General features: G+C 58.1%; 18 protein-coding genes. 7 read left to right on the top strand and 11 right to left on the bottom strand.

Translation table 11 applies throughout. The features are described from left to right. Window positions 1–369 precede the first annotated feature (369 nt). From HBOR_RS18560 to HBOR_RS18540, 5 genes are all read right to left on the bottom strand, one after another. Entirely contained in the window at window positions 370–1,248 is an 879-nt protein-coding gene (locus HBOR_RS18560; RefSeq protein WP_006055796.1) for a hypothetical protein, read from the bottom strand. A 144-nt stretch (window positions 1,249–1,392) separates the two neighbouring features. Beyond that, a complete protein-coding gene (locus HBOR_RS18555; protein WP_006055795.1) occupies window positions 1,393–2,331 on the bottom strand; it encodes a T9SS type A sorting domain-containing protein in 939 nt (312 codons plus the stop codon). Window positions 2,332–2,470: 139 nt separating this feature from the next. Further along, window positions 2,471–6,931 carry a PQQ-dependent sugar dehydrogenase gene (locus tag HBOR_RS18550; RefSeq protein ID WP_013440807.1) on the bottom strand — a complete coding sequence of 1,487 codons (4,461 nt, stop codon included), beginning with the start codon at window positions 6,929–6,931 and terminating at the stop codon, window positions 2,471–2,473. Window positions 6,932–7,276: 345 nt separating this feature from the next. After that, window positions 7,277–8,716 (bottom strand): sulfatase, encoded by a 1,440-nt coding sequence (locus HBOR_RS18545; protein ID WP_006055792.1) that lies wholly within the window; start codon window positions 8,714–8,716, stop codon window positions 7,277–7,279. A 132-nt stretch (window positions 8,717–8,848) separates the two neighbouring features. Then, window positions 8,849–10,687, bottom strand: a complete 1,839-nt coding sequence (locus HBOR_RS18540) for a class I SAM-dependent methyltransferase (RefSeq protein WP_006055791.1) — start codon at window positions 10,685–10,687, stop codon at window positions 8,849–8,851. A 147-nt stretch (window positions 10,688–10,834) separates the two neighbouring features. Here HBOR_RS18540 and HBOR_RS18535 point away from each other — a divergent pair, with 147 nt between their 5' ends. Continuing rightward, a complete protein-coding gene (locus HBOR_RS18535) occupies window positions 10,835–12,103 on the top strand; it encodes a glycosyltransferase family 4 protein (protein WP_241432378.1) in 1,269 nt (422 codons plus the stop codon). A 528-nt stretch (window positions 12,104–12,631) separates the two neighbouring features. Here the strand turns inward: HBOR_RS18535 and HBOR_RS18530 are convergent. Both HBOR_RS18530 and HBOR_RS18525 read right to left on the bottom strand, forming a co-directional pair. Further along, complete coding sequence (locus HBOR_RS18530; RefSeq protein ID WP_006055789.1) at window positions 12,632–13,918, bottom strand: sulfatase-like hydrolase/transferase; 1,287 nt, start codon at window positions 13,916–13,918, stop codon at window positions 12,632–12,634. Window positions 13,919–13,993: 75 nt separating this feature from the next. Beyond that, window positions 13,994–14,572, bottom strand: a complete 579-nt coding sequence (locus tag HBOR_RS18525; RefSeq protein ID WP_006055788.1) for a metal-dependent hydrolase — start codon at window positions 14,570–14,572, stop codon at window positions 13,994–13,996. 230 nt (window positions 14,573–14,802) lie between these two features. Between HBOR_RS18525 and HBOR_RS18520 the strand changes: the two genes are divergently transcribed. The 3 genes from HBOR_RS18520 to aglF all read left to right on the top strand — a co-directional run bounded on the left by HBOR_RS18520 (window position 14,803) and on the right by aglF (window position 17,712). Beyond that, window positions 14,803–15,123, top strand: coding sequence for a HalOD1 output domain-containing protein (locus HBOR_RS18520; RefSeq protein ID WP_006055787.1), 321 nt, complete (start codon window positions 14,803–14,805; stop codon window positions 15,121–15,123). A gap of 154 nt (window positions 15,124–15,277) precedes the next feature. Continuing rightward, entirely contained in the window at window positions 15,278–16,603 is a 1,326-nt protein-coding gene (glmM, locus tag HBOR_RS18515; protein WP_006055786.1) for a phosphoglucosamine mutase, read from the top strand. Between the two features lie 311 nt (window positions 16,604–16,914). Next, window positions 16,915–17,712, top strand: a complete 798-nt coding sequence (gene aglF, locus HBOR_RS18510; protein ID WP_006055785.1) for a UTP--glucose-1-phosphate uridylyltransferase AglF — start codon at window positions 16,915–16,917, stop codon at window positions 17,710–17,712. 164 nt (window positions 17,713–17,876) lie between these two features. Here aglF and HBOR_RS18505 read toward each other — a convergent pair whose 3' ends face one another. The 4 genes from HBOR_RS18505 to HBOR_RS18490 all read right to left on the bottom strand — a co-directional run bounded on the left by HBOR_RS18505 (window position 17,877) and on the right by HBOR_RS18490 (window position 21,593). Next, on the bottom strand, window positions 17,877–18,242 hold the full coding sequence (locus HBOR_RS18505) for a hypothetical protein (RefSeq protein ID WP_006055784.1): 366 nt from the start codon (window positions 18,240–18,242) through the stop codon (window positions 17,877–17,879). A 194-nt stretch (window positions 18,243–18,436) separates the two neighbouring features. Continuing rightward, window positions 18,437–19,738: a nucleotide sugar dehydrogenase gene (locus tag HBOR_RS18500; protein WP_006055783.1), complete on the bottom strand. Its 1,302-nt coding sequence runs from the start codon at window positions 19,736–19,738 to the stop codon at window positions 18,437–18,439. Further along, window positions 19,735–20,862, bottom strand: coding sequence for a non-hydrolyzing UDP-N-acetylglucosamine 2-epimerase (gene wecB, locus HBOR_RS18495; RefSeq protein WP_006055782.1), 1,128 nt, complete (start codon window positions 20,860–20,862; stop codon window positions 19,735–19,737). The genes HBOR_RS18500 and wecB overlap by 4 nt, the downstream gene beginning before the upstream one ends. A 452-nt stretch (window positions 20,863–21,314) precedes the next feature. After that, on the bottom strand, window positions 21,315–21,593 hold the full coding sequence (locus HBOR_RS18490; RefSeq protein WP_006055781.1) for a PadR family transcriptional regulator: 279 nt from the start codon (window positions 21,591–21,593) through the stop codon (window positions 21,315–21,317). 346 nt (window positions 21,594–21,939) lie between these two features. On the opposite strand from HBOR_RS18490, the gene HBOR_RS18485 reads away from it, so the two are divergent. The 3 genes from HBOR_RS18485 (at window position 21,940) to HBOR_RS18475 (ending at window position 25,239) form a co-directional block, all read left to right on the top strand. Next, window positions 21,940–22,476 carry a DUF7344 domain-containing protein gene (locus HBOR_RS18485; protein ID WP_006055780.1) on the top strand — a complete coding sequence of 179 codons (537 nt, stop codon included), beginning with the start codon at window positions 21,940–21,942 and terminating at the stop codon, window positions 22,474–22,476. A 534-nt stretch (window positions 22,477–23,010) separates the two neighbouring features. Then, window positions 23,011–23,619 (top strand): DUF7344 domain-containing protein, encoded by a 609-nt coding sequence (locus HBOR_RS18480; protein ID WP_006055779.1) that lies wholly within the window; start codon window positions 23,011–23,013, stop codon window positions 23,617–23,619. Between the two features lie 447 nt (window positions 23,620–24,066). Continuing rightward, window positions 24,067–25,239, top strand: coding sequence for a sugar phosphate nucleotidyltransferase (locus HBOR_RS18475; RefSeq protein ID WP_006055778.1), 1,173 nt, complete (start codon window positions 24,067–24,069; stop codon window positions 25,237–25,239).

The raw sequence follows: 25,239 nt of genomic DNA, 5'->3' as shown, positions 1-25,239 counted from the left end.
TCCTTTGATTTCGAAACGTCGAGGCGTTATTAACTGGAGATACTCCGGACATAGTGGTGTTGGAGTTCTCGAATACGAACTGTGTTTCACCCGTTTTCGAATTTCCGGTTTTCCAATCCGTCTGATGGTATCTAGTTCGGCTTGGACACCACACGTCCGCTGTTCTAAGTACGCTGCCTACGTCCGCCGCTCTAGTTTGTCAGCGCCCTGGCGATCTTTGATTGTCCACCCGACACCACCGCGTCCGCTGTTCTTCCCCCGTTCTACTTCCTGTCTGTCCCTCTTCTCCCCTTTCTGTCTGTCCCTCTTCTCCCCTTTCTGTCTGTCCCTCTTCTTCCCTCTCCCTGTCCGTCCACCTTCCAAGCGTGGTTACAGGTAGACAGCATACCCCGTTAGTGAAGCAAACGCGATCAAGACCAGCGGAACGGCGTACAGTTGTGTTACGTACGCTCTTCGATGTTTCGACCGTAGCTCTGATGGTGACAATCGAGTAATAATCGGGTCCACAGCGTCATTTTCTTCCAATTTCACTCGCTTATCTCGACTACCGACGACTCGTCCGACAACTGTTAGTGGCTCACCCGCCCGCATCACTGCCTCTTGGAACTGTACTGTCCCTGCTGGCGTTCGCAACTTGCTCAGCAACCGGCCGAGAACCCCTTGTGACTGATGCTCATCGCTCTGAACCCCGACTCTCGCGCCGAGATTCTCGTATTCTTGCGGCCAGTCCGCTGTTGGATGCACCCTGTCTTCAAATTTGGAACCGTCAAGCATGAGTGAAATGGAACCAAGAACCGAATCCCGCTTGGAACCAGCAATCTTCCCAAGCTTGTCCCGCGAATCCAATTGTTGGCTGCCACTAGCTCCCTCAATTATCACGTCCTCGTGGTCCCCAGCGAGTACAATCTCTCCCGCGTCGATACCAACTCCCTCTTCTGACCAGTGCGCCTTCACACCAAGTAGCCCATACCGGAAGTACGTCGCAACCTTCCAGAACGCCATTACACAGTCTTCTGACTGTACTGGTGACTTAATCTGATTCTTTGTGTCCTTTATCCGACCAGATAGCAGTGCGATTTCGCCGTCTGTAGCCACGTTTGGCGACTTTGCATGGAGACGAGCATACTCGTGATATTTCACCCGGTTCTGCCACCCTCGATAGAGAATCGGCGATGCAAATAGCATAAGCACCGCAAAAACCAGCAAACCACTACCGACAGCATTCACGACGCTCAGCCCGTTTCCCATACTGCCTGACAGTCATCTGAACACTATAGTACCTTTTGTTTAGGGTCTCTACTGGACGACAGTTTGGGGTTTCCACTGGACGACAGTTTGCATTCTCCCTATCGTCGGCACTCAGTCCCGTGATCTAATGCTGTTAGGAACAGATTAACGGGTCAGTCTTCGGATGCGGGAAACGATGGCCAACGAGACGAGGATGGCAAAGAGGACGGCCGGACTGAGGTCGGGAACCGTTGAGTCCGACTCGGTCGGTGCAACAGTTTCACCGTTGTCCAGCCCAGCGGTCTTGGTTGCGGTCTTCACCTCGGCAGATGCGTCAGTTGGGCCAGCCTCCGTCTCCGTTGTATCGGATGCGACGGCAACGCTCTCACCGGTGTCGGTTGATCCGACAGTGACTGTGCGGACTTGACTCGTGGCGAGTATCGTCCTCGTGCCGTTCGCTTCCGTCTTGACGACTTCGATGATCGCGGTGTAGTTTCCGTCGGGAACGTCCTCAAGTGCGAGACTGAAGTCGTGGAGGCCCTTGCGCACTGTCCCGGCCTCCGTCCGGAAGTCGGCTTCATCGTTCGAGAGGACAAGTTGGACCGATTCGGCATCACTGACGCCACCAGCAACCGTCACATCACCGGTAAGCGCCTCATCTGTTATCGAGTCGAATCCGAAACTCACTCGGTACTTCGAGACGATGAGGAGGCTGACCGTTCGTACCTGCCCATCTGTCGAGAGTACGAGGTAGTAGGTACCGGGGTCGTATTCGGAACTGTCTACGAGAACACTCTCACCTGTCGTCACACTATCCTTCTGGCGGACGGTTCCGTCCGCCGTCCGGACGGTAACAACGGCGAGTTCGTCTGCTGGTGCGGCCACGTTGACAAGCACCTCTTCACCCGGATACATCCCGACAAGTGAGGTGATGTCCCTCTCTGTTCCGCCGATGGTCGCTTTCCGGTCGTGGACGGTGACGCTTCCGGGGGTGTCCAGCGAGTAGGTTGTTTCGTTCGACTGCGCTTCGACAGCGTTTGCACTGATACTGACTCCTGCAAGGAGGACAGCGAGACACGTGAGGACGACGAGGAACCGTTTCATTTGCTCCGTCGTTTCGTTCCAGTGAAAATAGTTAGTTGGTGAATACCCGATAACGAGCCGTGAGAGTGTCTGAGATCCTGTTTTCAGAAGTCAACGTCCGGAAGGCACAAACCGTTATCTTGCCTTTGGGCCGAACGAATCAGTCCAGACGGCGACGCCCAAGCATCACAACCGCGAGGAGTACCGAGAGCACTGCGACGAACGGTCCGAAACCGGGGGTTCCGGTGTTCGTCTCTGTCTCCGTGCTGTTCTCCTTGTTTTCATCATCTGCTGTGACTGCCGTCGGTTCGTCGGTGGCTGTCCTCGTCTCTGTACTACTGCGATTTCCGTTCTCTACGCGCTCGTTACGTTCGTCAGTCCCGGTTCCCTCTGTCACTGCCTCCGATGTGCTGTCTCCGTCGCCCGTGTCGTCGTTGTTGGATTCGTCCGTCTGCGTCGCGTTGGAGACGGTCACTGTCCCGAGCGACTGGTTCCCGAGTCGGAGTTCGTACGCTCCCGACTGATCGAACGTGTACGAGAACGCCACGGTCACATTCGCTCCTGCGCCGACCGTGAGGCTTCGAGCATCGACGGTGTCGTTCCCGACAGCGAGATCAACAGTTGTACTTCCCGCTGCGTTGCCGGTGTTATCGACGACGGCCGAGGCGTTCACAGTTTCTCCAACGGTGACGTTCGTACTCGAAAGCGCCACGTTCGAGACCTCGAAGGACGCTTTCTGCTCGGCAGACGGAACTGACCCGCTTCCGGCGGAACTACCGGACGGGCTGGACGGACGAGATGGTCGGTCATCGCCTCCGCCGCCATTGTTGCTCGGTGGTGGACTCGATCCGCCACCGTTGTTGTCTCCGTCATTGCTCCCGTCTTCACCGCCGTTGTCGCCACCGTCGCTTTCGTCGGTATCGCCTTCTTCGGGGTCTTGGTCGGTTGACTCTGTGATTTCGATGAAGACGAACGTCGGGGCCGAGCGATTTCCGTTCGCGTCCGCGACGGTGTACTCGATCATGTCGTCCGTCGCCGAATCTCCGCTGTGTTGGTAGACGAGTTGACCGTTCTCTACTGTCGCGGTTCCGTGGTCTGCGTCGCCGTCGATTCGGAGCGTACTCGCATCGACGCTCGCGGAGTCGTTGGCAAGTACGCTGAGCGTAACCGTTTCCCCCGATTCGACCGTTCCGTGGTCGTCGTTCGTCTCGGGTACGCCGTCGGCCGGATCTGGCTCCGCAACGGTAATCTCGACCGTCGCAACGTTCGAGATATCGCCGTCGTCGTCGGAGACTTCGTAGGTGAACGAGTCCGTCGTTGCGCTGTCACCGGTGTGCGTGTACGTGATAGCCCCGTCGCCGTCTATCGTCACGCTCCCGGTCGAGGGCTGTGCGACGATTGTCACCGACGAGGTGTCGAGAGAGCCATCGGAGTCACCGTCGTTTCCGAGGACCGGGATTTTGACACTCTGACCGACAGTGACGTTTGCAGCGTCGTCGTTCGCCGTCGGTGGCGCGTTGGTTTCGCTGATCTGGTAGGTGAGGTCAACCGTCGCCGGAGCGGACTCGGCCCCGTCGGTGTCACTGATAGCGACAGTGAACGAATCGCTCGTTGCGCTTTCGTCGCTGGTCGCATACGTCACGGTGCCGTCGCCGTTGTTCGTCACGGTTCCGCTCGTCGGTTGTTCGACGATGCGGACGCTCGACGGATCAACGTCGCCGTCGGGGTCCGACGCCGCCGCGGTCACGTTAATCGATTTCTCGCCGCCCGTGTAGGTGACGGATATGTCTCCCAGTTCGGGCGGGTCGTTCGGTTCTGTGGTGCTGTTTCCGATGTACTTCTCGGAGAGGTACGACTGGACCTGCTGCCGCTCTTCAGTCGAGAGTGCGCGGTTGTAGACAAGGACAGCAGACACGCGCATCTCGGTGTACGGCGGCGGCGTTATCTCACCGCCGACGACGAACCGCTGCGGATTCGTGTCGAACTGATGGGTTCCGGAGTTCAGTTGTTGGCCGTTGGCGTACTGAGTGAACTGGCCGCCTTCGTAGACGACCGACTGCGTGAGCCGTCCGGCACCGAGGCCCTGTTTGTCCGAGGGGAAGTCGTTGCCGCCGCCGAAGCCTTGGACTGTCAACCGACCCTTGTCGTCAACGACCAGACCGAACGCCTTGTTGTTTCCGCCGCGGCCGTAGGCGACACCGCCGAATCCGCCGTTGTTGTCGGTGTAGTTGGCGACGAGAAACATCGAGCGGTTCTCGCTTCCGCCGGAGAACCCGGTGAGACCGGACCGGTCGAGTACGTCATCCTCGCCGTCGAAGGCGATTGCACCTGCGCCGGTCGCGCCGTCAGCGTCGAACTGCGGTGCGCCCGCGGCGCTGAGGTCGTTTCCGTTTCCGGATTTGTCCGTCCATCCGGTTACGCCGCTCGCGTTCATCTGTACACCCGAGTCGGCTTCGTAGTGTCCGACGAGTCCGCTTTCGGGGAGGTCTTCGCAGGACCCGGCCGACTGGTACTGCGCAGTCAGCGTCGTGTCAGACTCGGGGACGGTGAACGTCCGGACGCGCTCCGTGTTGTCGTCGCTCCACCCTGTGAACTCGTAGGTCGTTCCCTGCCGACAGACTGATTCCGGAGCTGACGGACTGTGTTCGTAGCCGATCACCGTATCGAACGTGTATCCACCGTCGGTGGATTTTGGCGATCCCTCGATGTCGATAGGGATCCCGTCGGGTTCCGTCTTCAGCGTGACATCGACTTCGTCAGGTCGTATCTCGATGCTCTTGGTCGTCTGGAGACCGTCCGAATCCGTAGCGGTTACCGAGAGTCTGTAGCCAACGTCGCCGGTTGTGGGGTGCCCCGTTGTTGGAACGTCGAACGTGAACGAGTTGCCCGTTGTGGTCGTGTCCGGGTGGATGTGATCGTTGTGCGTGAGGAAGGCCGACCACTCGACGGAGTCACCACTCAGTTGCCCGTCTTCGGGATCTGTTACGTCCGCCGCAACGTCTATCGAGTCGCCCGCACGGAACAGAGAGCCGTTTGCAGGCGTCGTAATGTCAACTTGTGGTGGTTCGCCTGCCGTGATCGTCGTCGTTCCTGACTCGACGGTCGTGTTTCCATCGCTCACTTCGACGTAGGTGTCGTACGACCCTGCCTCACTGTAGGTGTGTGTGACGCTCGCGCCGCGGGTTGTCGTTCCATCGCCGAAATGCCATGTGTACGTCAGATCGTCGCCGTTGGGGTCCGATGCACTCGCCTCGAACGTTACCTCAAGTGGGATCGCACCGCTTTCAGGCGAGACGCTCGTCGAGTCGATGCTCGGTGCGCTGTTTGTGTCTTCGTAGACGTAGCGAACGATTTCACCTGCACCCGGCGGTCCACCGTAGTTCGTCCCGTAGAGCGCGCCGTCCGGGCCCATCGTCAACGACACGAGCGGTCCAGCGTCGGCGTCGAAGTTGTAGCTCTGCCCGACTGTCGTCCCGTCATCGTTCAGGGTGAGATACTTGACCCATCCGTCGTTGTAGTCGCTGTAGAACAGGACGTTGTCGTACTCCGCAGGGTACATGTCGCCGGTGTAGACGGGTCCGACCGTGACTGCCGCACCCGGCGGATCACCCGAATCGATGTGCGAGTACGTATAGATCGGGTCGTCGTACGCGGGGTCATCACAGTTACCTTCGCAGTTGGGCCATCCGTAGTTCGCACCTTTTGCTCCGAGATGGATGTCTTCTTGCGAACTCGGTTCCTCTTCTCGGTTGGACCCGACTTCTCCGATGTAGAGATTCCCGTTGGGAGCGAACTTCGCCCGGTACGGATTTCTGAGACCGTACGCCCAAACCTCTCCGAGGGTCTCGGGGTCTCCGTCATCGACGAACGGATTGTCTTGCGGGATCGAGCCATCTTGATTCAGGCGGATGACCTTACCGTCGGGCACAGAGAGATCCTGCGAGCGCCAGCCTTGGAACTCCTCACCGGTCGTGATGTATATTTTCCCGTCCGGTCCGATGTCGAGTCCGCCACCGAAGTGACAGCAGACGATAGATTTCCCGGTCCGAATCTCGTTGCGCCAGAGAATCTGCTTGCTGTTCGGGTCTGCCCGACTCGTCGTCCCACCGCTGTTCTCTCGGTGAGTGAACGCAGCGAGTACGTTCTCCGGTTCGGTGTCCGCCTCGTCTTCCGCACCGGGATTGTCGAGACGGGTGTAATAGACGTAGAAATCCCCGCTTTGCTCGAAGTCGGGCGCGATGGCGATTCCGAGGAGACCGCGCTCACGATTTGATTCGAGACTATCGACTTGGTTGATGTTGAGGTACGTTTCGGCCCCACCTTTCGTCGTTGGGTCGTCGATGAGTATCTTCCCACCTTGTTGAATGATCAGTATCCGACCGTCGGGGAGAAAGACAGTCTCGGTCGGTCGGTCAAGTCCCGATAACACCGTCTCGGATTTGAACGAGTCTGAATCGGTCGCCCACTCGTTCGACCCGTCAGTCCCCCCACCGTCGGTGTGGTCGCCGTGCGCCACGGCCGGTCCTGTGGCGAAAACAACACCCGCTGTGATTGATGCGGTCAGTGTCACGAGAGCTAACACGATGGCGATAGCGCTCTGTTTGGTGTTTGAGCGAATCATGGCTGGCACGTTACCATTTGACACGTAATCACAAACCAAAGTTAGCCACGATAATCCCACTTGTGGCATCTGGAAACCGAAGCTGAATACGGAACTAGCCGATAACAGGGAACGGCTAACTGACAAAGTGACAAATAATCTTCAAATCTCTTCGTAGACGGCTGATTTTTCCAATCTGTCCGTGTACCCCTCCGTCTCAGATCCAACGCCCTCTCTGTTCTAGTGCCACCTCTGTCCGTTTTCGCCGCTTCTCTCTGTTGCTCGTCGCCACTATTTGTTGCGACCAGACATAAATGTCATCTATATTTACTATTTTAGACAAAAACAACCGTCGTTGGGGACCGATTAGAGATATCCGAGGTCTGCGAGGTGGTCTTTCATCTGCGATGAGAGTTCGACTTGATTGGCCGCTTCTCTGTCGTCGTCGTCGAACTGCGCCTCGGGAAGCATCTCGTCCAGCGCAGCGTCCATCTCTGCGGCAGCGTCCGGATATTTGTCCACGACGTTCGTCTCCTCATCGGGGAGCTTGAACAGTTCCGTTCGGTCGTCGCTCCGCTGGTATTTCCATTCTACAGAGCGGAGACAGTCTATTGCTCCTGCATGGTACTTGCTGATATCGCAGTCGGGGTTGTGTTCGAGGACGGTGTTCAGGTCGTCCATTCGGGGGCCGCGTTGCATGAGCGCGTACGTGCGTGTCTCGCGTGCCAGATCCACGCCTTGGAACTGACTGGTGTCGCCGCCGACGGCACTGACCAGTGTCTGCATCACGTCCATGTGCTGGACGACGTTCTCGGTGACGCTTTCGGAGAAGTTCATCCCGTAGGTCACCATTGGTACCTTCGTTAGCCCGTCATGGAGGGTGAGATTGTGCCCGAGAACGCCCTGCTCGCCGAACAGTTCGCCGTGATCGCCGGTTATCACGAACACCGTCTTTTGGTCGGTATTCGCGCGCACGTGTTCGAACAGTTTCCCGACGAAGTGGTCTGAGAACGCTATCTCAGCGTCGTAGACGGCCTTCAGCGCGGCTCGTTGCTGGGCAGTGAAGTCGCAGCCGTGGGCTACTTCTCGCCAGATGTTGTTCGTCAGTTCCTTCGCCGTCTCGATGGCCTCCTTCGGGGTTCCATCGAACTCTCCCAAGAACCGCTTCAGGAGGGAAAGCGGTGGATTGTACGGGTGGTGCGAACTGTTCATATGGGTATACAGGAAGTATGGGCGGTCTTCGTTGGAGAGGTCGTCTACCCACTCACAGAGTGATTGATATTGGTAGTACGGCGGCAGACACTGCGCGTGGTAGATCGGCTCCGTCTCGAATCCGGCACCCATGGTGGTAAACTCGCGGAGATAGTTGCACCCGGCCCGCACGCCTCTCGGCGAGAGGAAGTCGTCGCGGTTGGGATTTGCCTTGAAGCGGTCGAATCCACGGTCGAGTCCGATCACGTCGCTAATCCACGGGTTACTGCTGAACCCGGCGGTGGTGTACCCTTCCGACTTCAGCAGTTCGGGGGCTGTCTTCAGGTCGCCGGGGAGTTGGCGAACGTCGCGCGTGTTCGCGTGACCGACGCCGTGCGTTGTGAGATACGTCCCCGTCAGAATAGAGGTAGAGACCGCGGGTGTCCATCGAGCGTGGGCGAAACACTCGTCGAACGACCGGCCGTCCCGTAAGTCTGCAATGCGGCGCAGGTTCGGTGTCGTGTCACGGTGGTACCCGCCGACGGAGGTGTGGTCGGCGCGGACGCTCTCCAGAGAGATCCAGATGATGTTGGGTCGTGACTGCGGCTGCGTCATCGTAGTGGCCGTTGGGACGGCCCCTCCCGGGATAGTTATGGGCGGGCTATTCTTCGAAGACGCCGCTGTCGCCTGAATCGAGGCATTCTAGTACTCGGCGTAGCAGCCCACTTGGCAGATCGGTTCAGCCATTCAGTTGATGGTGCCGTCGAGGAGATGCGTCAGCGCCATCACGTAGGAGCCGACTTCGTACGTTCCTTTGTACTGTTGGTCGCGCCATCCACTGGTGAACTGTCGGTTGTCCATCCGCCCGTCTACTGTCACCTGCCGCATCGGGACGCCGATACCCGACACGTCAACGAGATCACGGCCAGTGCCGTTTGTCTCGAATATCCACGCCATCGCGCGGCGCACCGCCTGTGTATAGTCGTTCTCGCCACCCGCGTCGTAGTAATGTGCGACGGCGTTGACGAAGAACGTCTGGTGGCACTCGTATAGATACTGCCAGTACGGCGTCCGTTCGGTGAGCCGATTCCGAATCTCGCCGGGGATTCGGGCGTAGAACGGCAGATCCTCCCAGATGAATGCGCCGTCTTTGCGCATCCGATGCTCGATGGTGTAATCGAGAGCCGACTCCACGTCAGTGAGGTAGCCCGTCTGTCCGGTCACTTCGATGGCGCGCGCGAGCGCCCAACAGGTGTACATCTGGTTTTGGTGTCGTCGCGTCGTCGCATTGTCGAAATGGAACAGTCCCTCGGTAGCACGACGGTCGGATATTTCGGAGAGGCCGCGCTTGACGAACGCCCGAACCCGTTCGTCTGTTGGATCCGCTTCGAGGAGATACGTCGCGCCGTAGAGAACGAGACTGTCTTCGGCGTGGTCAAACTCGACCGTCTCCACGGCGTGATCGAACAACGTCCGCGCCGAGTCGAGGTACGACTCGCGCTTCTCATCGAACACGGTCGCGGCCGTCGCGTAAACCGAGAGGAGCGGGCCGAGTCCGTAACTCGGCATCTCGTTCAGGAGTTCGCCCGACGCGATATGCTCGTCGAAGTACTCGAACTCGCGGTGAATTTTCTTGTCGTGGCGGTCCGATCCGACGGACGACGCCCGCCAGTTCAGCACGCCCATCATCGCCATCGTGGCGTAGCGCCACTCTCGGCTCTCGTCGCGTGACCACGTTACCGAGTCACCGTCTATCTCGTAGTTCAGTGCGCGGATAATGGAGTCGGTAACCTCATCCCAGAAGCCGTTCTCTCCGGTCGGCCGGAACAGCGACTCAACGCCCCGTTGAAGGTACGACTTGAACTTCATCGGCCGCGCCGCGAGGACGATATAGGACGCGCGATGCCACATCTCGCGTTCGGTCAACTGTTCTGTGAGTCGTTCGGAAACGGTGACGAATCGCTCTTGAAGGCTCTCTGGCAGGGAGTTGATTCCGAGGTGGAGGGGGCGGGGATACTGAAACAGGAGGTCGTAGTCCGTGAGTGTCCACTCCGGCGAGATAATGTCGAGTGCTTCCTCGGGTTCGTAGAAGCGGTTGTTTCCGTTTACCGCGTAGGGTGACCGCGGTGTCGGAACGGAGAAGACATAGAGTCCGTCGGCTGTCGTGACGCGGTGTACTTCGTCGGTTAGACCGGCCACGTCGAGGAACTTCCAGTCGTAAGGGCCGATGCAGACTGCCCCGTCAAAGTGGTTGTCCGGAAACGGCAAGCGCGGTGCTTCTGGTTCCGTCACTTCGTAGGTATCGACGCGGTCACCGAGTTCCTCGCGGGCCGTCTCGCTGGCGTCGGCCGAGAAGTCGAGGCGGACGACCTCGTCAGCGTCGATACCGGCCGTCAGTGTTGATTCGGAGGCGAGATCTAACACTGTGTCGCGGTGACCGAGATGATCGAGTGCGGCGACCCGTTCGGCGTCGCGGAGATACTGCATGTTCGGTCCGACTGGCGGTTGTTTTACCCACCGTTCGAGGCGTTCTTCTCGGATATCGTTCGACGTGGTCGGCTCGGAGATTGTTGTGGTTTCTGACATGGGTGTCGCGCCGTGTGGCGGCGGGGTATACTGTCTTCACTGGCGAATCGGACTTAATTATGCGGCGGCGAACGTTCTGTCGAACGAGTTCACGGTTCCTAACCTGCGTAACGTTTTATTCGTCACCGGTTGTGGCAGGTACCAGCGATGCGCATCTGCATGCTCCTGAACGCGGTCTATCCAACCGACATCCGTCTCGCAAAAGAGGTCGAGTCGTTGGCCGCCGACGGTCACACTGTTTACATCCTGTCGGAGGCCGACGAGGACCTTCCCGACCGCGAGGAGGTTGGTTCGGCGACCGTCATCCGCCGCCCGTTTCAAGCGGCGTACGCGGGTCTCGACGGCGTCGCCGCTGGGACACGAACTCTCGTCACTAACGTCGTCGAGTCGTGGGTTCACGCGTTAGACGATATCGTCCCCACTGAGGGAATCGAGGCGCTTCACGCGCATGATCTCCCGATGGTCCATACGGCACTCGCTGCGGGCGAGAAACACGACCTCCCGGTCGTCGCAGATCTTCACGAGAACTGGCCCGAAGCCGTCAAACAGTACCGTCGCGGCGACTCACTCGACTCGTTCACAAATTTCCGGTACGTCGCTCGTCGCCTCACACGTCCGGTTCTCCGCTGGAAGCGAATCGAACGCGACGCCGTCCAACGCGCTGACCGGGTTATCGCTGTCACCGAAGAGGCGGCAGCCCACTACGTCAGAGACTGCGGAATCGACGCCTCGAAGGTAGATATTGTCTCGAACTACGTTTCCTTGGAAACATTCGACGACGCCGAACTCCGCGACGTGGGATTCGAAGACGATTTCGTTATCTCCTACGTCGGTACCCTCGGCGGTCCTCACCGCGGACTCGATGCGGTCGTCCGCTCGATGCCGGCCGTCGTAGAGCGAGTCCCGAGCGCACATCTCGTTATCGTCGGGAACGGCCAAGAGTACCGCAGTCACCTCGAATCTATCGTCACCGACCTCGGAATCGGAGATCACGTCACGTTCACGGGCCGTGTCCCCTTCGAGGACGTACCCTCATATATCGACGCAAGCGACGTCTGTCTCGTCCCGCACCAATCAACGGGACACACGGAGACGACGGTCCCGCACAAACTGTTCCAGTATATGGCGATGTCACGGCCCGTCGTCGTCACTGATGTGGAACCGCTCCGCCGTGTCGTCGAAGACGCCGACGCCGGAGTCGTCGTCCGCGCTGACGATCCGGCTGGCTTTGCACTCGCATTCGTCGAACTCGCTACAGACCACGAGCGCGCACGTCGGCTCGGCGAGAACGGCCGTCGTGCGGTCGAAACCCGTTACTGTTGGGATACCGCGGGAGAATCGCTTTGTGCGTGTTATCGCACGCTCGATAACAGTTCGGAGCCGTCTCGTCGCAGTACGGAACTCTCGACGGTCTGAGTCGGTACTACGTAGTCCGATACACGGTTCTGGATACTACTGGAGACCAACAGAGCCCAGCGGCTGCCGTCGGTGACCTGACGAAGTGGCGGTTGCGGCTTGTTCTGCTGGCGATATGGTCGCTGCGTTCGACCGGCGGACCCGACGCAGCAGTGGATAGCGCGATGACCCGCCGCAGTGAGCGGTATCGTAGCGTCTGCAACTGATTACTCACCCGACCGCACGACCTTGTGCAGTCACGTGAGCGAAGACTTGCAGACGCTACTATAGCCCATCCTCGGGTAGTGGCTATCCGCCCGGACTCGGGCGCGTGGACGAACCCGGACGGCTGACGGCCTGCTTCATCCCCCAGAGCGCTGCCAACTGCGGTGTTTTGCGCCATCCACCTGATTAATCGTGTGTTAATTACAAATATCTTTTGGTGAAAAATAGTAACATAACGTGAATTTCTTCTAAAGCTGAATGTCGATAAACGGGTTCAGAACGACGGCTTGGTCGCTCCTGAGCGGTTTTATGGCGCACGTAACGTCAGCGTTCGCCGGACGCTGTGACGCGGTGGGACGATTCCGTTTGTTGCGTCCGTCGGTTTTCGACGAAGCAGTCCAGGGCGTGCGAGAGAGCGCGGTGGACAGGCAGGTTCTCACTGGAGCGGTCACGGCGTTCTTTGGGGTCGTCACCGTGGTCGAACAGCGTCTCACGACCTTCACGGAGTGCCCGCGCCAGTTTCCACCGACTGTTACAGACCATCGCCTCTGACAGCGCATTGCCGCTTGCAGCGAACACCTGCCGTTCGGTCACACGACGACCCATGAACGTCCGGAGGTCGGACCCACCGCGCTGTTGGTCGTACTTGACGCCGACTGCGGCGAGAAGCGTCGGCAGAATGTCCACGGACGAGGCGGCAAACTCCACTGTTTCGGCGTCGAACTCCGGTCCGTGAATGAACAAGGGGACGCGAACCGATTCGTCGTGGAAATCGCTCGTCGTCTCGTACCACGTCCCGTGTTCGCCCAACGGACACCCGCTTGTCCCCGCGAACGCCGTCACAGTTTCGTTCGCATCGAGACGTGACTGTATGCCGTCGAACAGTTGACCGAGGCACTGATCGAGGTGTTCGAGTTCGCCCCGATACAGCGTGTTGAGTGTTTCCTGTTCGTCATCTGTGAGCGTTTCCGGCGCGTTCTCGGTGGCGTACGCGAGCTTCGTCGCCGTCCGCTTGTCGATGTCGTCGCTTACCGTCCCTTCGCGCGGAACGTGCGGTGCCGCCGCGTCGTCGTAATGAACCCACAGGAACTGTGGTTCTGTCGTCTCAGTAAGCCATGACAGCGCACGTTCCGTCACGGCTTCGCCGGCGTGCGTCGGCGACGAAGTGAGACGAATGCCGAGTGACGATCCGAGCAATCGGTCTCCGCGTTCCAGCAGTCCCCCGAGTGTTGTCTCCGCTGTTATCTTCTGTCCGAGCATTTGTCGGAACTGTTCGGTCGTGCTGTGCGTGGTCGATTCGTCGGGAACCTCGAACCCCCACGAGGTGAGCGGACCGTCCGAATCGCCGTGAAACAGTCCCGTTTCCCACCCCGACTCAGCGATGGTATCAACCAACGTCGGAACGACGCCCAGATCCCTTGTCGGATGGGTCCCCGTCAGTATCGCTCGAAGGGTCGATTCGTGGTCCGGTGAACTCGTGTATGCCCGCGAGAACACTGTCGCATCATCCGCGAGACGGGAGAGCGTTGGAAGTGAACTGTGTATTTGTCCATTCCCCGCGTGGACGTGGTCGTGACGTACGGCGGACGCAGTGACGAGGACGACGTGCATGTCCTCCAGTACGAATCCACACCAGATTATTATGATCGATGTAATTTCACAAATAATTGAATCTCAATAAATTAGTTAGCTTGCCGGTCGGGTGATTCGGCGACGCATCGCGTTCCACACTGCTGTCACACCCGGCGCACCGTCGAGAACCCACCAGAGGACGACGACGCCCGCAAATCCGAGTTCCATCACGACTTGTCCATCCAGTTGAACATGCAAAAGGTAGTGGACGATACCGACGGTCGGCTCGTCACCGGTGTTCAGCGGCGCGAACGGCCACAGGAGGAAGGCAAGTTCGTGGAATTTCCCTGTGAGAACTGATCGGTAGCTGTCTCCGACAAGATGTGAGTAGTACCCGATGACAAACGCTTTTTCGCCGGGTAAGTCCAGCCTTCGAATGATAGCAACGGCGACGACGACGATGACCGCCCCGAGGACGAGCGAATGAGCGAACGACCGGCCGCTCGGGAGGAGGCTGAGCGTCCACGCCAACGGCTTGTCAATGAGGTCAGGCGCCTGCGAACCGAGCGCTAACAGCGCGACTCCCGGCCACGTCGGCGGCAGTCGGTACCGGAGACGAAAGAACGACGAGTAGAGCACGTAGGCGAACGCGAGATGTCCCCAGGGCCACATCGCCGTACTCTCGAACGCCATTGGATAACTACCTGTCGGTCAGTTCGACGCTCCGGTCTGCTATCGGGCCGGCACTTCGTCTCCGAGTGTTTCGTTAGATAACGTATAACTAAAATCATGAAAATTATACTTCAGCTTGTTATTTCTATCTGACACCACCTTTTCAATATTCAGTTAAACCGACTATTCCGTCACCTCATGGAACATAAAGGCTTATGTGAAATCGAATGAACTCGCAGAATATCGTATAGATGAGAGCACAGACTGAGAGTTGGTGGGAACAGCGTATCAACTACGACAATAGTTCAAATTCCTATCATGTCAAGCATGAGCAATCAGAACTTATCAGTACGAATATCGTTCTGACCATCGCGGCCATCGAAGAAACGGAGCCGACGGAACTACCGCCGCTGGCGACGACAATTGATCCTGACGCACTCGATAACCTGTTTACGGAAGATAGCAGTGGGCATGTTACGTTTTCGTATACGGGCTACGAAATAACGATCCACAACGACGGCAGCTTGGAAATTGTCCCTAGTGCCGACGTTGCTCGGCAACGATCAAACTGACCGACGCGTCCGCTCCGGGCACGGTCCGTCGGTCCTCACCCGCTTTGAACTCGCGCTGGTCCCTGGCGCTGTTGTTGCAGATGATACTACTCTCGTTACGGATGAGACTATAGGTGACGCATACCAATGCAGTCAGCCGAGGTGACTGTCTCGTATGTTTGGAACGAGCGGTATTCGCGGACCTGTCGGTGAGACGGTGACCGCCGACCTCGCACTCCATATCGGACAGGCAGTCGCTGTGGAAGCCGACCGGGCTGTCGTTGGGCGGGATGCTCGCGTTACGGGTGATGTCCTCGCAGACGCCCTCAGTGTCGGTCTCCGCGAGTGTGGGACCGACGTGATTCGCGTCGGTGTTGCCGCTACGCCGACTATCGCGCGAAGCGTCGAGTGGTTCGGAGCGGACGTTGGCGTTGCCATCACTGCCTCGCACAATCCCGCAGCGGACAACGGCATCAAGTTGTGGAACGAGTCGGGACAGGCGTTCTCGCCGACACAGAACGAGCGTATCGAGCGACGACTCGACAACGACGATAGTGCGCGCGCGACGTGGGACTCGTTCGGAAGCGAGTCCACGGACCGCTCCGCCGTCGAACGTCACGTTTCAGCTATCACGGACGAGTTCGACTCGATGACGGGGTTGAATGCGGTCGTCGATCTCGGTAACGGCACTGGGCGGGTAACTGTGGATGCCCTCTACGAACTCGGTGCAACCGTGAACACGCTCGATGCGCAACCCGACGGCACCTTCCCAGCGCGCAAGAGTGAACCGAACGCTGAGACGCTCACAACACTCCAACGAACTGTGCCTGCGCTAGACGCGGATTTCGGAATCGCTCACGACGGCGATTCCGACCGGATGGTTGCCGTCTCTGACACCGGTGAGTACGTTCCCGGCGACGTTCTTCTTGCGCTCTTTGCGCGTGACGCTGTTTCTCCGGGTGATTCTGTCGCCGTCCCGGTCGATACCAGTCTCCTCGTCGCCGACGTGGTGGCGTCTGCGGGCGGGACTGTCGTTTACACGCCTGTCGGTGACGTGTACATCGCCGAGGCCGTCTCACAGTCCGGGTTCGTCTTCGGCGGTGAACCGAGTGGCGCGTGGATTTGGCCGGATCAGACGCTCGCACCCGATGCTAACTATGCAGCGCTCCGGCTCGCAGACTTGATTCGCCGCGAGGGACCGCTCTCCGAGCAGGTCGCCGATATCGCGGCGTCTCGGTACACCACGCGGCGACTGAGTCTCCCGGTTGATGACAAAGCGAGCGCAATGCGGGCTATTGACGGGCTTCTCTCCGCGAAATACGACGACATCGATACGACAGACGGTGTGCGCGTTGATACTGATGACGGGTGGCTCCTGGTTCGAGCGAGCGGAACCGAACCGCTCGTACGCGTGACAGCCGAGGCGAGACAGGAATCCAAAGCTGACGCGCTTTTAGAGGAAGTAACTAGTCTTATCGAGAAAGAAGAAATAACGACCTGAACGGACACAAATCACTGCCTAACCCTTTCAGGTGTTGCGTATTTCTCTATTTGGTGTAATACTATTTATAATGTTCTAGCACATTTGTATTCTTGTTCAGGCAACGTGGTCGCATTTCGGATGCTCCCGGCTCGCTGCCGCGACGCGTTGGCTCGAACACCAAGCTGTCTGCCTGAAACCGTCTGAACGGGTTCGACCCGCACAGTAGCGGATGTGGCGCGGGGGGCCGCGCCGCTATCCGCCGTATAACAATCTGCGCTCTAGCTGTAGATATGGTATAACAATCCGTACTCTAGCCGTAGCTATCTCTGATGAAAGCAGTCGTCCTCGCCGCTGGAAAGGGAACCCGTCTCCAACCGCTGACGAACGATAAACCGAAGGCGCTCGTCGAAGTTGACGGCCGACCGATTCTCGAACACTGCCTTGATACGCTCTCCGAACTCGATGCCGATGAGTTCATTCTCGTCGTCGGACACCGGAAAGAGCAGATTATCGCCCGATTCGGTGACGAGTACCGCAACATTCCGATCACGTACGCCCACCAACGGGAGGCACTCGGTCTCGCACACGCCGTACTCACCGCCGAAGAGCACGTTGACGACGACTTCATGCTGATGCTCGGCGACAACATCTTCGAGGCCAACCTTGACGAAGTTGTCGCGCGACAGCACGACGACCACGCCGATGCGGCGTTCTTGGTCGAAGAGGTTCCGTGGGACGAGGCGTCTCGATACGGCGTTTGTGTCACGAACGACGACGGCGACATCGTCGAAGTCGTCGAGAAACCGGACAATCCCGAATCGAACCTTGTCATGACGGGCTTTTACACGTTCTCGCCCGCCATTTTCCACGCCTGCAACCTCGTCCAACCCTCCGACCGCGGCGAGTACGAACTCCCGGACGCCATCGATCTACTCATCCGATCCGGCCGGACTATCTCCGCAATTCCGTGTGATGGATGGCGTGTTGACGTTGGGTATCCGGAAGACCGCGACCGCGCTGAGCGCCTCATACGAGCGGAGCGGGGTGAACTCGGACTTGAGGAACTTGATGCGGTGGAGCGGTCGCAGTTCTCCTCAGCGGCGTCATCTGCTGACGACGGCGACTAAACTGACGGTTCTCTCGACAGCTTCGTCGGGAGACGATGGAAAGCCGCGAACCACACCACCGTGTCCGCTGTTGTTGTCTGCTCTCGACTGTCGGTTTCGATTAGTGCTGCCGCTCTCCCGGGTGGTGATTCCGATTGGTGGTGCAACCGTCGGCGTTTGAGCCGTCAGGCAACGCGTTCCCCATCGAGGAACGCGGCAGCGGGACCGTTGATCCTGATGCTCGTAAGTTCGCCGGTCAGGATGTATTGTCGTGGTTCGTTCTGTATCGCGTCTTCGGCGCTCTTGCCGAGACCGGGGATTTTCGCGCCGAGACTGTCGGCTGATTTGATGTATCCGTCAACTGTCGCTTCGAACGTGGCGACGCCGTCTCCGGTTGGTCGGAGCGTCAGGTATTGGTCTTGTCTCGGTTCGGTGCCGCCCTCGGTCCCCAGCGTCCCCAGCGCTGAAGCCCCCATGTCGTCGGATTCGTGGTTCTGGTTGTCGTGGTCGGTCTCCACATCGGTGGGACCGTCAACTTCGTCGCATCCCATACCTTATTTCAGTCCCATTAACAAAATAAGTCTTGTGGTAAATAAGCCTTAGGAGCCTCTGAAAGTGCCGATATTGCGTCTTTCAGGGTTTTGTGAATAGCCCTCTAAACAGACAGTCTGTTCATCAATATTGGAACATTTAATCTCGTATTATCCGTGGCAAACGGTACTTGCCGGGTCGCATGACGCCCGAATTATATTGCTGCGTAGTCGAACCCGTGTTCGCGCCAAGTGACCGCATCAAGGATGGAGAAGCTATCGACGATGACGCGTCCGTCCATCAGGTCGGCCGCTTCGGCCGGGTTGATATCGCAGAACGCGTCGTGACCGGCGCAAACAACAACTGCGTCCGCGCCGTCGAGAGCGGTTTCGAGGTCTACGATGTCGATATCGCTACTTTCGTCGCTCTCAACGTGGGGATCGTGAACGCGAACGCTGCCGCACGCTCGGGTTTGTCCCCCGTCGGCCGCTGCTGCACCGACTTCCCGTGGCTCCATCGTCGTCAGGCGTTCAACCAGCCGGAGACCCGGACTGTGTCGCGCATCGTCTACGTTCCCCTTGTACGCAACGCCGAGTACGGCAATGTCGGCGTTTTCGAGCGAGCTAAGTTCGTCTTCGAGGAGTTCGATGACGAAGTCTATCATCCCGTCGTTGACTCGCCGGGCACTTTCGATGAGGTTCAGCGAGTCAGAGAACTGTCCGAGGAACCACGGATCGATTGGGAGACAGTGTCCGCCGACGCCGGGTCCGGGGTTCAAAATATCCACGCGCGGGTGGACGTTCGCTAAGTCGATGGCGTCGCGTGAGCTGATCCCGTAGTCGGCCGCCACGCGGGCCAGTTCGTTTGCGAACGCGATGTTCACGTCGCGGTAGGCGTTCTGTGAGAGTTTCACGAACTCCGCTGTCGTCGCATCGGGAGCGCGGTGGATGGTGCCCTCCACGAGCGGGTCGTACAGAGCGATGGTTTTGTCGGTCGATTCGTCGTCGATGCCGCCGATGATGCGGTCGTTGTGGACCAGTTCGTGCGCAATATTTCCCGGGAGGACCGTCTCCGGACAGTGTGACAGCGAAAAGTCCCTTCCGGGCGTCAACTCTGCTGCCGCGAGGATGGGCGCAAGTACTTCCTCGGTCGTTCCCGGTGGCACCGTTGATTCGAGGATAACCATATCTCCCTCGCGGAGATGTTCAGCCACGGTCTGCCCCGCCATCTCGACGTACGAGAGGTCGGCGCGCTTTGACTCTTCTTCGTAGGGTGTGGGAACGCAGATGATATGACAGTCGGCTTCGACCACCTCGTTCGAGGGTTCGAAGTCCTCATCGAGTGCGTCGAGGACGTACTCGCGGAGGTCGTCCTCTGTAGTACGCGGGTTCCCCGCACGCAACTCTTCGACGAGTTTCTCGTTGGGATCATAGCCGACGACGTCGTGACCGTTGTTTGCGAACAGTGCCGCTGTTGCGAGTCCGATGTAACCGATTCCGTGTACACAGATTTTCATGTCGGGACCTCTGCTGCGTCGGGTTCCGCTCCGACGGCGAGTACGTCGAGTATACGTTCTGCGGCACGACCGTCACCGAACGGGACATCCCAGTCGGCGCACTTTCCGAGCATCATCGTCCCGGCCTCGACGATGTCGTCGGGATCAAGTCCAGCCAGACAGTTCGCACCCACATAAGCCGTTTCCGGACGTTCCGTGCTGTACCGGAGGGTCACACAGGGTGTCCCGAGAATACACGTCTCCTCTTGCACGCCACCGGAGTCGGTAAACACCAGTGCAGCGGCCGACTCCAGTCGGAGGAAATCGAGGAAGTCGAGGGGTTCGATTGTCCGAATCTCCTCGGGCACCGCCAGACCGAACTCATCGAGGCGCGACTGTGCGCGGGGATGTATCGGGTAGACGACTTCACGGTCGGTCTGTGCCGCAAAGCGTGAAACGCCTTCCAGCAGTCGGTCGAAACTGTCCCGGGTATCGACGTTTTCCGCACGGTGTGCGGTGAGGAGATAGAAGTCGTCTTCTGCCACGTTGAGTTCGTTGAGAACATCGCTTTTCTCTGCAGCGAGGTCACGGTACTCGTAGAGTGAGTCCACGATGGTGTTCCCGGTGACGACTATCTCGCCCGGAACCGATTCCCGTTCGAGATACCGTTTCGTCTCCTCCGTCGGTGCGAACAGGTAGTCAGAGACGTGGTCGGTCACGACCCGGTTCGTCTCCTCGGGCATCTCGCGGTCGAAACTCCGCAATCCCGCTTCGACGTGACCCACGTCAATGTTCGATTTCGCGCCCGCGAGCGCACCCGCAAGTACCGAGTTCGTATCACCCTGCACGAGAACGATATCCGGTGTGTGTGCTTCGAGGAGGTTCTCGATACCTTCGAGCATCCGACCGGTCTGTTCGCCGTGCGAACGAGATCCGACTTCGAGGTTGTAGTCCGGTGTCGGGAGTTCCAACTGATCGAAGAACACCTGATCGAGGTCTTCCGAGTAGTGCTGGCCGGTGTGGATGAGAAGACAGTCTACTCCTCGTCGGTCGCACGCCTTGATGAGGGGTGCGCATTTGATAATCTCTGGTCGAGTCCCGAGAATAATGGCTACCTTCGGCGTCCCGTCACTAGTGGCCGTCATAGGTGTCGGGAGACGCGATGCCGTTCGTGTCGAGCACCGTCCTCGGTTCGTTCAGCCTCGGTCATGTAAATCGTCATGTGTCCGTCTCTACCCTATCGGGGTCCCGTACACGCTTTGTTATAGGGCACCTGTGCGTGCGCGAAACCGATGCAATCGGCAGACTACACCGGGATCGGACTGTTCAACAATTTTCGAAGACGACCCAGCCGAAGGCAATGGTTTCGAGGGTTGGTAATCGGTCGTTGATTGCTACCGAACAGTGAGTCTCGACTCAGATTTGACAGACAGTACGTCGGCATCGGCTCCTGCGGATGTGGTGATACGCACACGACCCGTCAGTCGGGGGTCAAATGGACAAAAAGAGGGTGGCGTTCGAGTGTGAGGCTACTATCCAGTGCTCGACCATGTTCATGCAAGAGGTCGCTCGTCGTGCCGATGCGCCTGTACTCGGCTTATTCATCCAGTGAGACGTACTGATTCTCCCATTCACGCCGTTTTCGGATTGCCTGTCGTCCCGACTCGGAGATTGTGTAGTAGTTGGTTCGGCGGTCCTGCTGGCCTTTGTCCACTAATCCCTCTTCGACGAGCGCGTCGAGGTTTGGATACAGTCGTCCGTGGTTGACTTCACCAACGTCTTTGCCGATCTTCTCTTTGATCTCCTGTCCTGAGGGTCGCTCGGATCCTGCAATCACGTACAGGAGGTCACGCTGAAAGCCTGTTAACTCGAACATCTTCGTCTCGACCCGTCATTTGTCCCCATCCGGTATTGTTAGCCACCAGTATACGTCCGATGTGCGGGTATTAACGCCGCTTGGTAGGTTTAGATTTGCGCCGTACTTGACTTTGCACCAGTCACCATCGACTAATGATTGGCTTTATCCCGGAAAATATGTTGCAAATTTTTCATCTGTAAAAAACCCAGACGATATGATGATTACGGCCGATTACTGCCAGTAGGCACCGCCGTAACGGCATAAGTAGGTCGATAACAAAGATACTGAGTCGAATACGTCAACTCGGCGATTTGCATCGGCAGTCGCGGGCGCGCGGGATGAGACACGCCTGATACGAAATGTGATGATCGACCTATCCAAAGACGAGTTGTTCAGAATACTCAGTAACTCTCGTCGTCGGTACATCATCTACTATCTCCACGAGGCTGGGGACGAGATGAGCCTGAAACAGTTGGCGGCCCGAATCGCGGCCGTCGAGAACGGCACATCAGTGGATGAAGTGACGGACGAGGAGCGACAGCGAGTGTACATCTCGCTGTACCAGACCCATCTCCCGAAGTTGGAGGAGGCTGGAATCGTCTCGTACGACGACGAAGAGCGCATTGTCGCGCTCACGCCGGAGGTTGCGAGAGAGGGGTTCTTCTGGATGCGGACGGAAGATGAACCCCGACCGTGGGCGACCTACTACGCTATCTTAGGCGTCGTTGGGTGGCTCGCCATACTCGCGCGCATCATTGGGCTTCCGCTGTTTGCCGCACTCCCATGGGTAGCTATCGCGGTGTTCGTTTCGACCGCGATACTTGTTCTCGTCGGAGCGCAGTACTTCCTTGAGTTGGAAGGTGACGAAACGACGGACTCGTTCGAGACGCTAATCGAATGACTGCGCGTCGGCAGTTACGTGCGGCGCGCGCGGCATCCTCCTTCAGTATCCTACTAGTCGTTGGTAACTAACACTGGTTCAACTGTTGTCGCACGACGAGCGGCGTAACTGAGTACTGAGTACTGAGTCACTCACGTGTTCATTATCAGTTTTGTTTGCAGTCCATGCAGATACTAGTCGTATTTATCATTCTTGTTTTCTCGATTCTCGTTCAATCTCGAATTTCGGTGTGTCGTACCGGTTAGCGAGACAATCTCTCGCCGTTATCGATCCGATTTCTCGAACGTGTCATCTTAATATCTCATGTCGGTCTATTAAAAAATACTCTTGCTGCGCGAACAGAAGCAGAACCTGCGACTCGAAGGCAGGTATATGATGACTGCTGAAAAAAGGATAGTTGACCTCTCGTGCGGGGTCGAACCAGCGACGTTAGGTCGTCGCCCATCGCGGATCAATCGAGAAATACCCAATTAACCTGGTGGGTGGCACCGACGACCGACGCAACGGTACTCTCAACGAGAGGGAGGTAGGCAGATGGCACTCGAAACACTAACTCAATCCGAGACTCAGGATGCCTCGACCCCCGAGGCGGACGCGGTCGAACAGCACGAACAAGAAGACGTTCAGGAACTCCTTACGAAAGATACAATCTTTGAGTTACTGAAGAACCAGCGACGACGCGACGCAATTCGATATCTCAAAGAAAACGACGGCGAGGCCAAACTCGGTGATATGGCCGAGTACATCGCCGCAAAAGAGAACGACATCGAAATCGCTCAACTCTCCTCCAGTCAGCGCAAACGCGTGTACATCGGACTATATCAGTGTCATCTTCCGAAGATGGCCAACTCCGGTGTCATCGACTTCGAGAAGAATCGCGGCGATATCACGCTAAAGCAGATGGCCGAACAGCTCGAGCCGTATCTTGGTGACTCTACACCTGCGCAGAACGACGCAGGGTCGTCATCGTCCAAGCGCAACGCCGCCGTCGCTGGCGTTGTCGGTATCGGTGTCGCTGCGGGTCTCCTCGGTGCGCCTGGTTTTGCACTCGTTCCCGATGCCGCGTGGGCAGTCGTCAGCACCACGGCACTCGTCGTCTTGACGGCAATGGAGACGTACCACCAGCACGACCTCGACCGGTAACTCGGACTTTTTTACGGTTCTTCGCCTGCTTACACTCGATTCACGTACTTGATTTGTCATCCCACTACATACTGCTCTCTCGTTTGCACCGTTTACGCCGTCTCCACAGACTTGACAGTGAACGACTACGATTATATCTTGTCCAAGCTTTCTTTCGCGTCTGAAATATAATCCGGAATTACTGTCTCTGTTTCTTAGCAGTGTCTTACGTCAGAACTACTGATTTAGATTAGATTAGTGACTGATTGATCGTAGAACTCTCATAGAGGCTACAAGATGCCGGAATCAGGCGGGCCATTCTCTGACAACGGTCGCCCTAACGTCTCACTGCGGTTTGGACACGATGCTTATAACAATGCCAGTTGGGTCCTCCTATCGTAGTATGCCACTACGCGCCACCCGGCCGAACGGTACGCTGTCGATTCGTCCGTTCCGGGAGGTACACGGATGAGTGCTGTCAGCGAGGCAGTGGTCCTCGCCGCAGGTGAGGGACGACGACTTCGTCCGCTCACGAAGTACCTCCCAAAGCCGATGCTTCCAGTCGCAAACCGACCGGTCATCGACTACGTTCTCGATGCACTCGTTGAGAGTGGTATCGAACGGGTCGTCGTGGTCGTCGGCTATCGTGGGGATCGCATCCAGACGCACCTCACTGCCGAGTATAAGGGCGCGAACATCGAGTTCGTCCAGCAGCCATCTCGGCTCGGAAGCGGCCATGCGTTGCTGCAGGCGACTGGAATGGTAAACGGCGAGTTCCTCGTCGTCAACGGAGACAGCATCATCAACGCTGCAATCGTGACATCGACGCTGGAGCGCTACGATTCGACCGACTGCGCTGCCACCGTGGCAGTGGCCCACTCGGATACTCCCGAGGAGTACGGCGTCGTCATCACTAACCGTGGTCTCATCGCGGACATCGACGAACATCCGGTCGAACGCGAGGGCTACGTCGTAAACGCGGGCGTCTATGTGTTCGACGAGTCGGTGTTTGCCGCCCTCGACCGGACCGAACCGTGGCAAGGCGAGATTCGACTAACGGACGCCATCGAACATCTCGACGGTCCCGTCACGTCCATCCTCGTCAACGGCGGGTGGCTCGATCCCTCGACACCGTGGCAGCTACTTTCGGTTTCCGAGACGCTGTTGGGCAGTCGCTTCGGTTCGGACGTGTACGTCGCAGACTCCGCACGTGTCCACGAGTCCGCAGTCGTCGAGGGACCGGTCGTTATCGGTAAAGACTGTGACGTGGGTCCCGGTGCGGTCATTCGTCCGGGGACGTGTCTGCAGGACAACGTCCACGTCGGAGCCAACGCCGTCGTCGAGCGGTCCATCCTCTCGACTGACGCGCACGTCGGGGCGCACACGCTTCTTCGTGACTCCGTCGTCGGGTCTGGCGCGCGTATCGGAGATTGCGTCGCCTCGCCGGGCGGACGAGCGGATGTCGTCGTGGATGGTAGACTCTACACGGACCGCAAAATCGGAAGTATCGTCGCCGACCGTGCTACGGTCGGTGCGAACGCGACACTTGCGGCAGGTAGCAGTGTCGGCGCCGAGGCCACCGTCGGTGCCGGTGTCGTCGTGGACGGACCCGTCCGCGAGAAATCAGAGGTGGCAGCATAA

This window comes from Halogeometricum borinquense DSM 11551 (assembly GCF_000172995.2).
In the GTDB taxonomy this organism is placed as follows: domain Archaea; phylum Halobacteriota; class Halobacteria; order Halobacteriales; family Haloferacaceae; genus Halogeometricum; species Halogeometricum borinquense.
Note: the sequence above shows the minus strand (reverse complement) of the source record. Positions and strands in the feature narration are given on the sequence as shown.

Coding starts and splice junctions, on each gene's coding strand:
- HBOR_RS18535 (WP_241432378.1), top strand. CDS start 10,835: ATGCGCATCTGCATGCTCCTGAACGCGGTCTATCCAACCGACATCCGT.
- HBOR_RS18560 (WP_006055796.1), bottom strand. CDS start 1,248: ATGGGAAACGGGCTGAGCGTCGTGAATGCTGTCGGTAGTGGTTTGCTG.
- HBOR_RS18480 (WP_006055779.1), top strand. CDS start 23,011: ATGGCACTCGAAACACTAACTCAATCCGAGACTCAGGATGCCTCGACC.
- HBOR_RS18540 (WP_006055791.1), bottom strand. CDS start 10,687: ATGTCAGAAACCACAACAATCTCCGAGCCGACCACGTCGAACGATATC.
- HBOR_RS18555 (WP_006055795.1), bottom strand. CDS start 2,331: ATGAAACGGTTCCTCGTCGTCCTCACGTGTCTCGCTGTCCTCCTTGCA.
- aglF (WP_006055785.1), top strand. CDS start 16,915: ATGAAAGCAGTCGTCCTCGCCGCTGGAAAGGGAACCCGTCTCCAACCG.
- HBOR_RS18500 (WP_006055783.1), bottom strand. CDS start 19,738: ATGAAAATCTGTGTACACGGAATCGGTTACATCGGACTCGCAACAGCG.
- HBOR_RS18505 (WP_006055784.1), bottom strand. CDS start 18,242: ATGGGATGCGACGAAGTTGACGGTCCCACCGATGTGGAGACCGACCAC.
- HBOR_RS18475 (WP_006055778.1), top strand. CDS start 24,067: ATGAGTGCTGTCAGCGAGGCAGTGGTCCTCGCCGCAGGTGAGGGACGA.
- HBOR_RS18490 (WP_006055781.1), bottom strand. CDS start 21,593: ATGTTCGAGTTAACAGGCTTTCAGCGTGACCTCCTGTACGTGATTGCA.
- HBOR_RS18525 (WP_006055788.1), bottom strand. CDS start 14,572: ATGGCGTTCGAGAGTACGGCGATGTGGCCCTGGGGACATCTCGCGTTC.
- HBOR_RS18520 (WP_006055787.1), top strand. CDS start 14,803: ATGAGAGCACAGACTGAGAGTTGGTGGGAACAGCGTATCAACTACGAC.
- HBOR_RS18530 (WP_006055789.1), bottom strand. CDS start 13,918: ATGCACGTCGTCCTCGTCACTGCGTCCGCCGTACGTCACGACCACGTC.
- HBOR_RS18550 (WP_013440807.1), bottom strand. CDS start 6,931: ATGATTCGCTCAAACACCAAACAGAGCGCTATCGCCATCGTGTTAGCT.
- wecB (WP_006055782.1), bottom strand. CDS start 20,862: ATGACGGCCACTAGTGACGGGACGCCGAAGGTAGCCATTATTCTCGGG.
- glmM (WP_006055786.1), top strand. CDS start 15,278: ATGTTTGGAACGAGCGGTATTCGCGGACCTGTCGGTGAGACGGTGACC.
- HBOR_RS18485 (WP_006055780.1), top strand. CDS start 21,940: ATGATCGACCTATCCAAAGACGAGTTGTTCAGAATACTCAGTAACTCT.
- HBOR_RS18545 (WP_006055792.1), bottom strand. CDS start 8,716: ATGACGCAGCCGCAGTCACGACCCAACATCATCTGGATCTCTCTGGAG.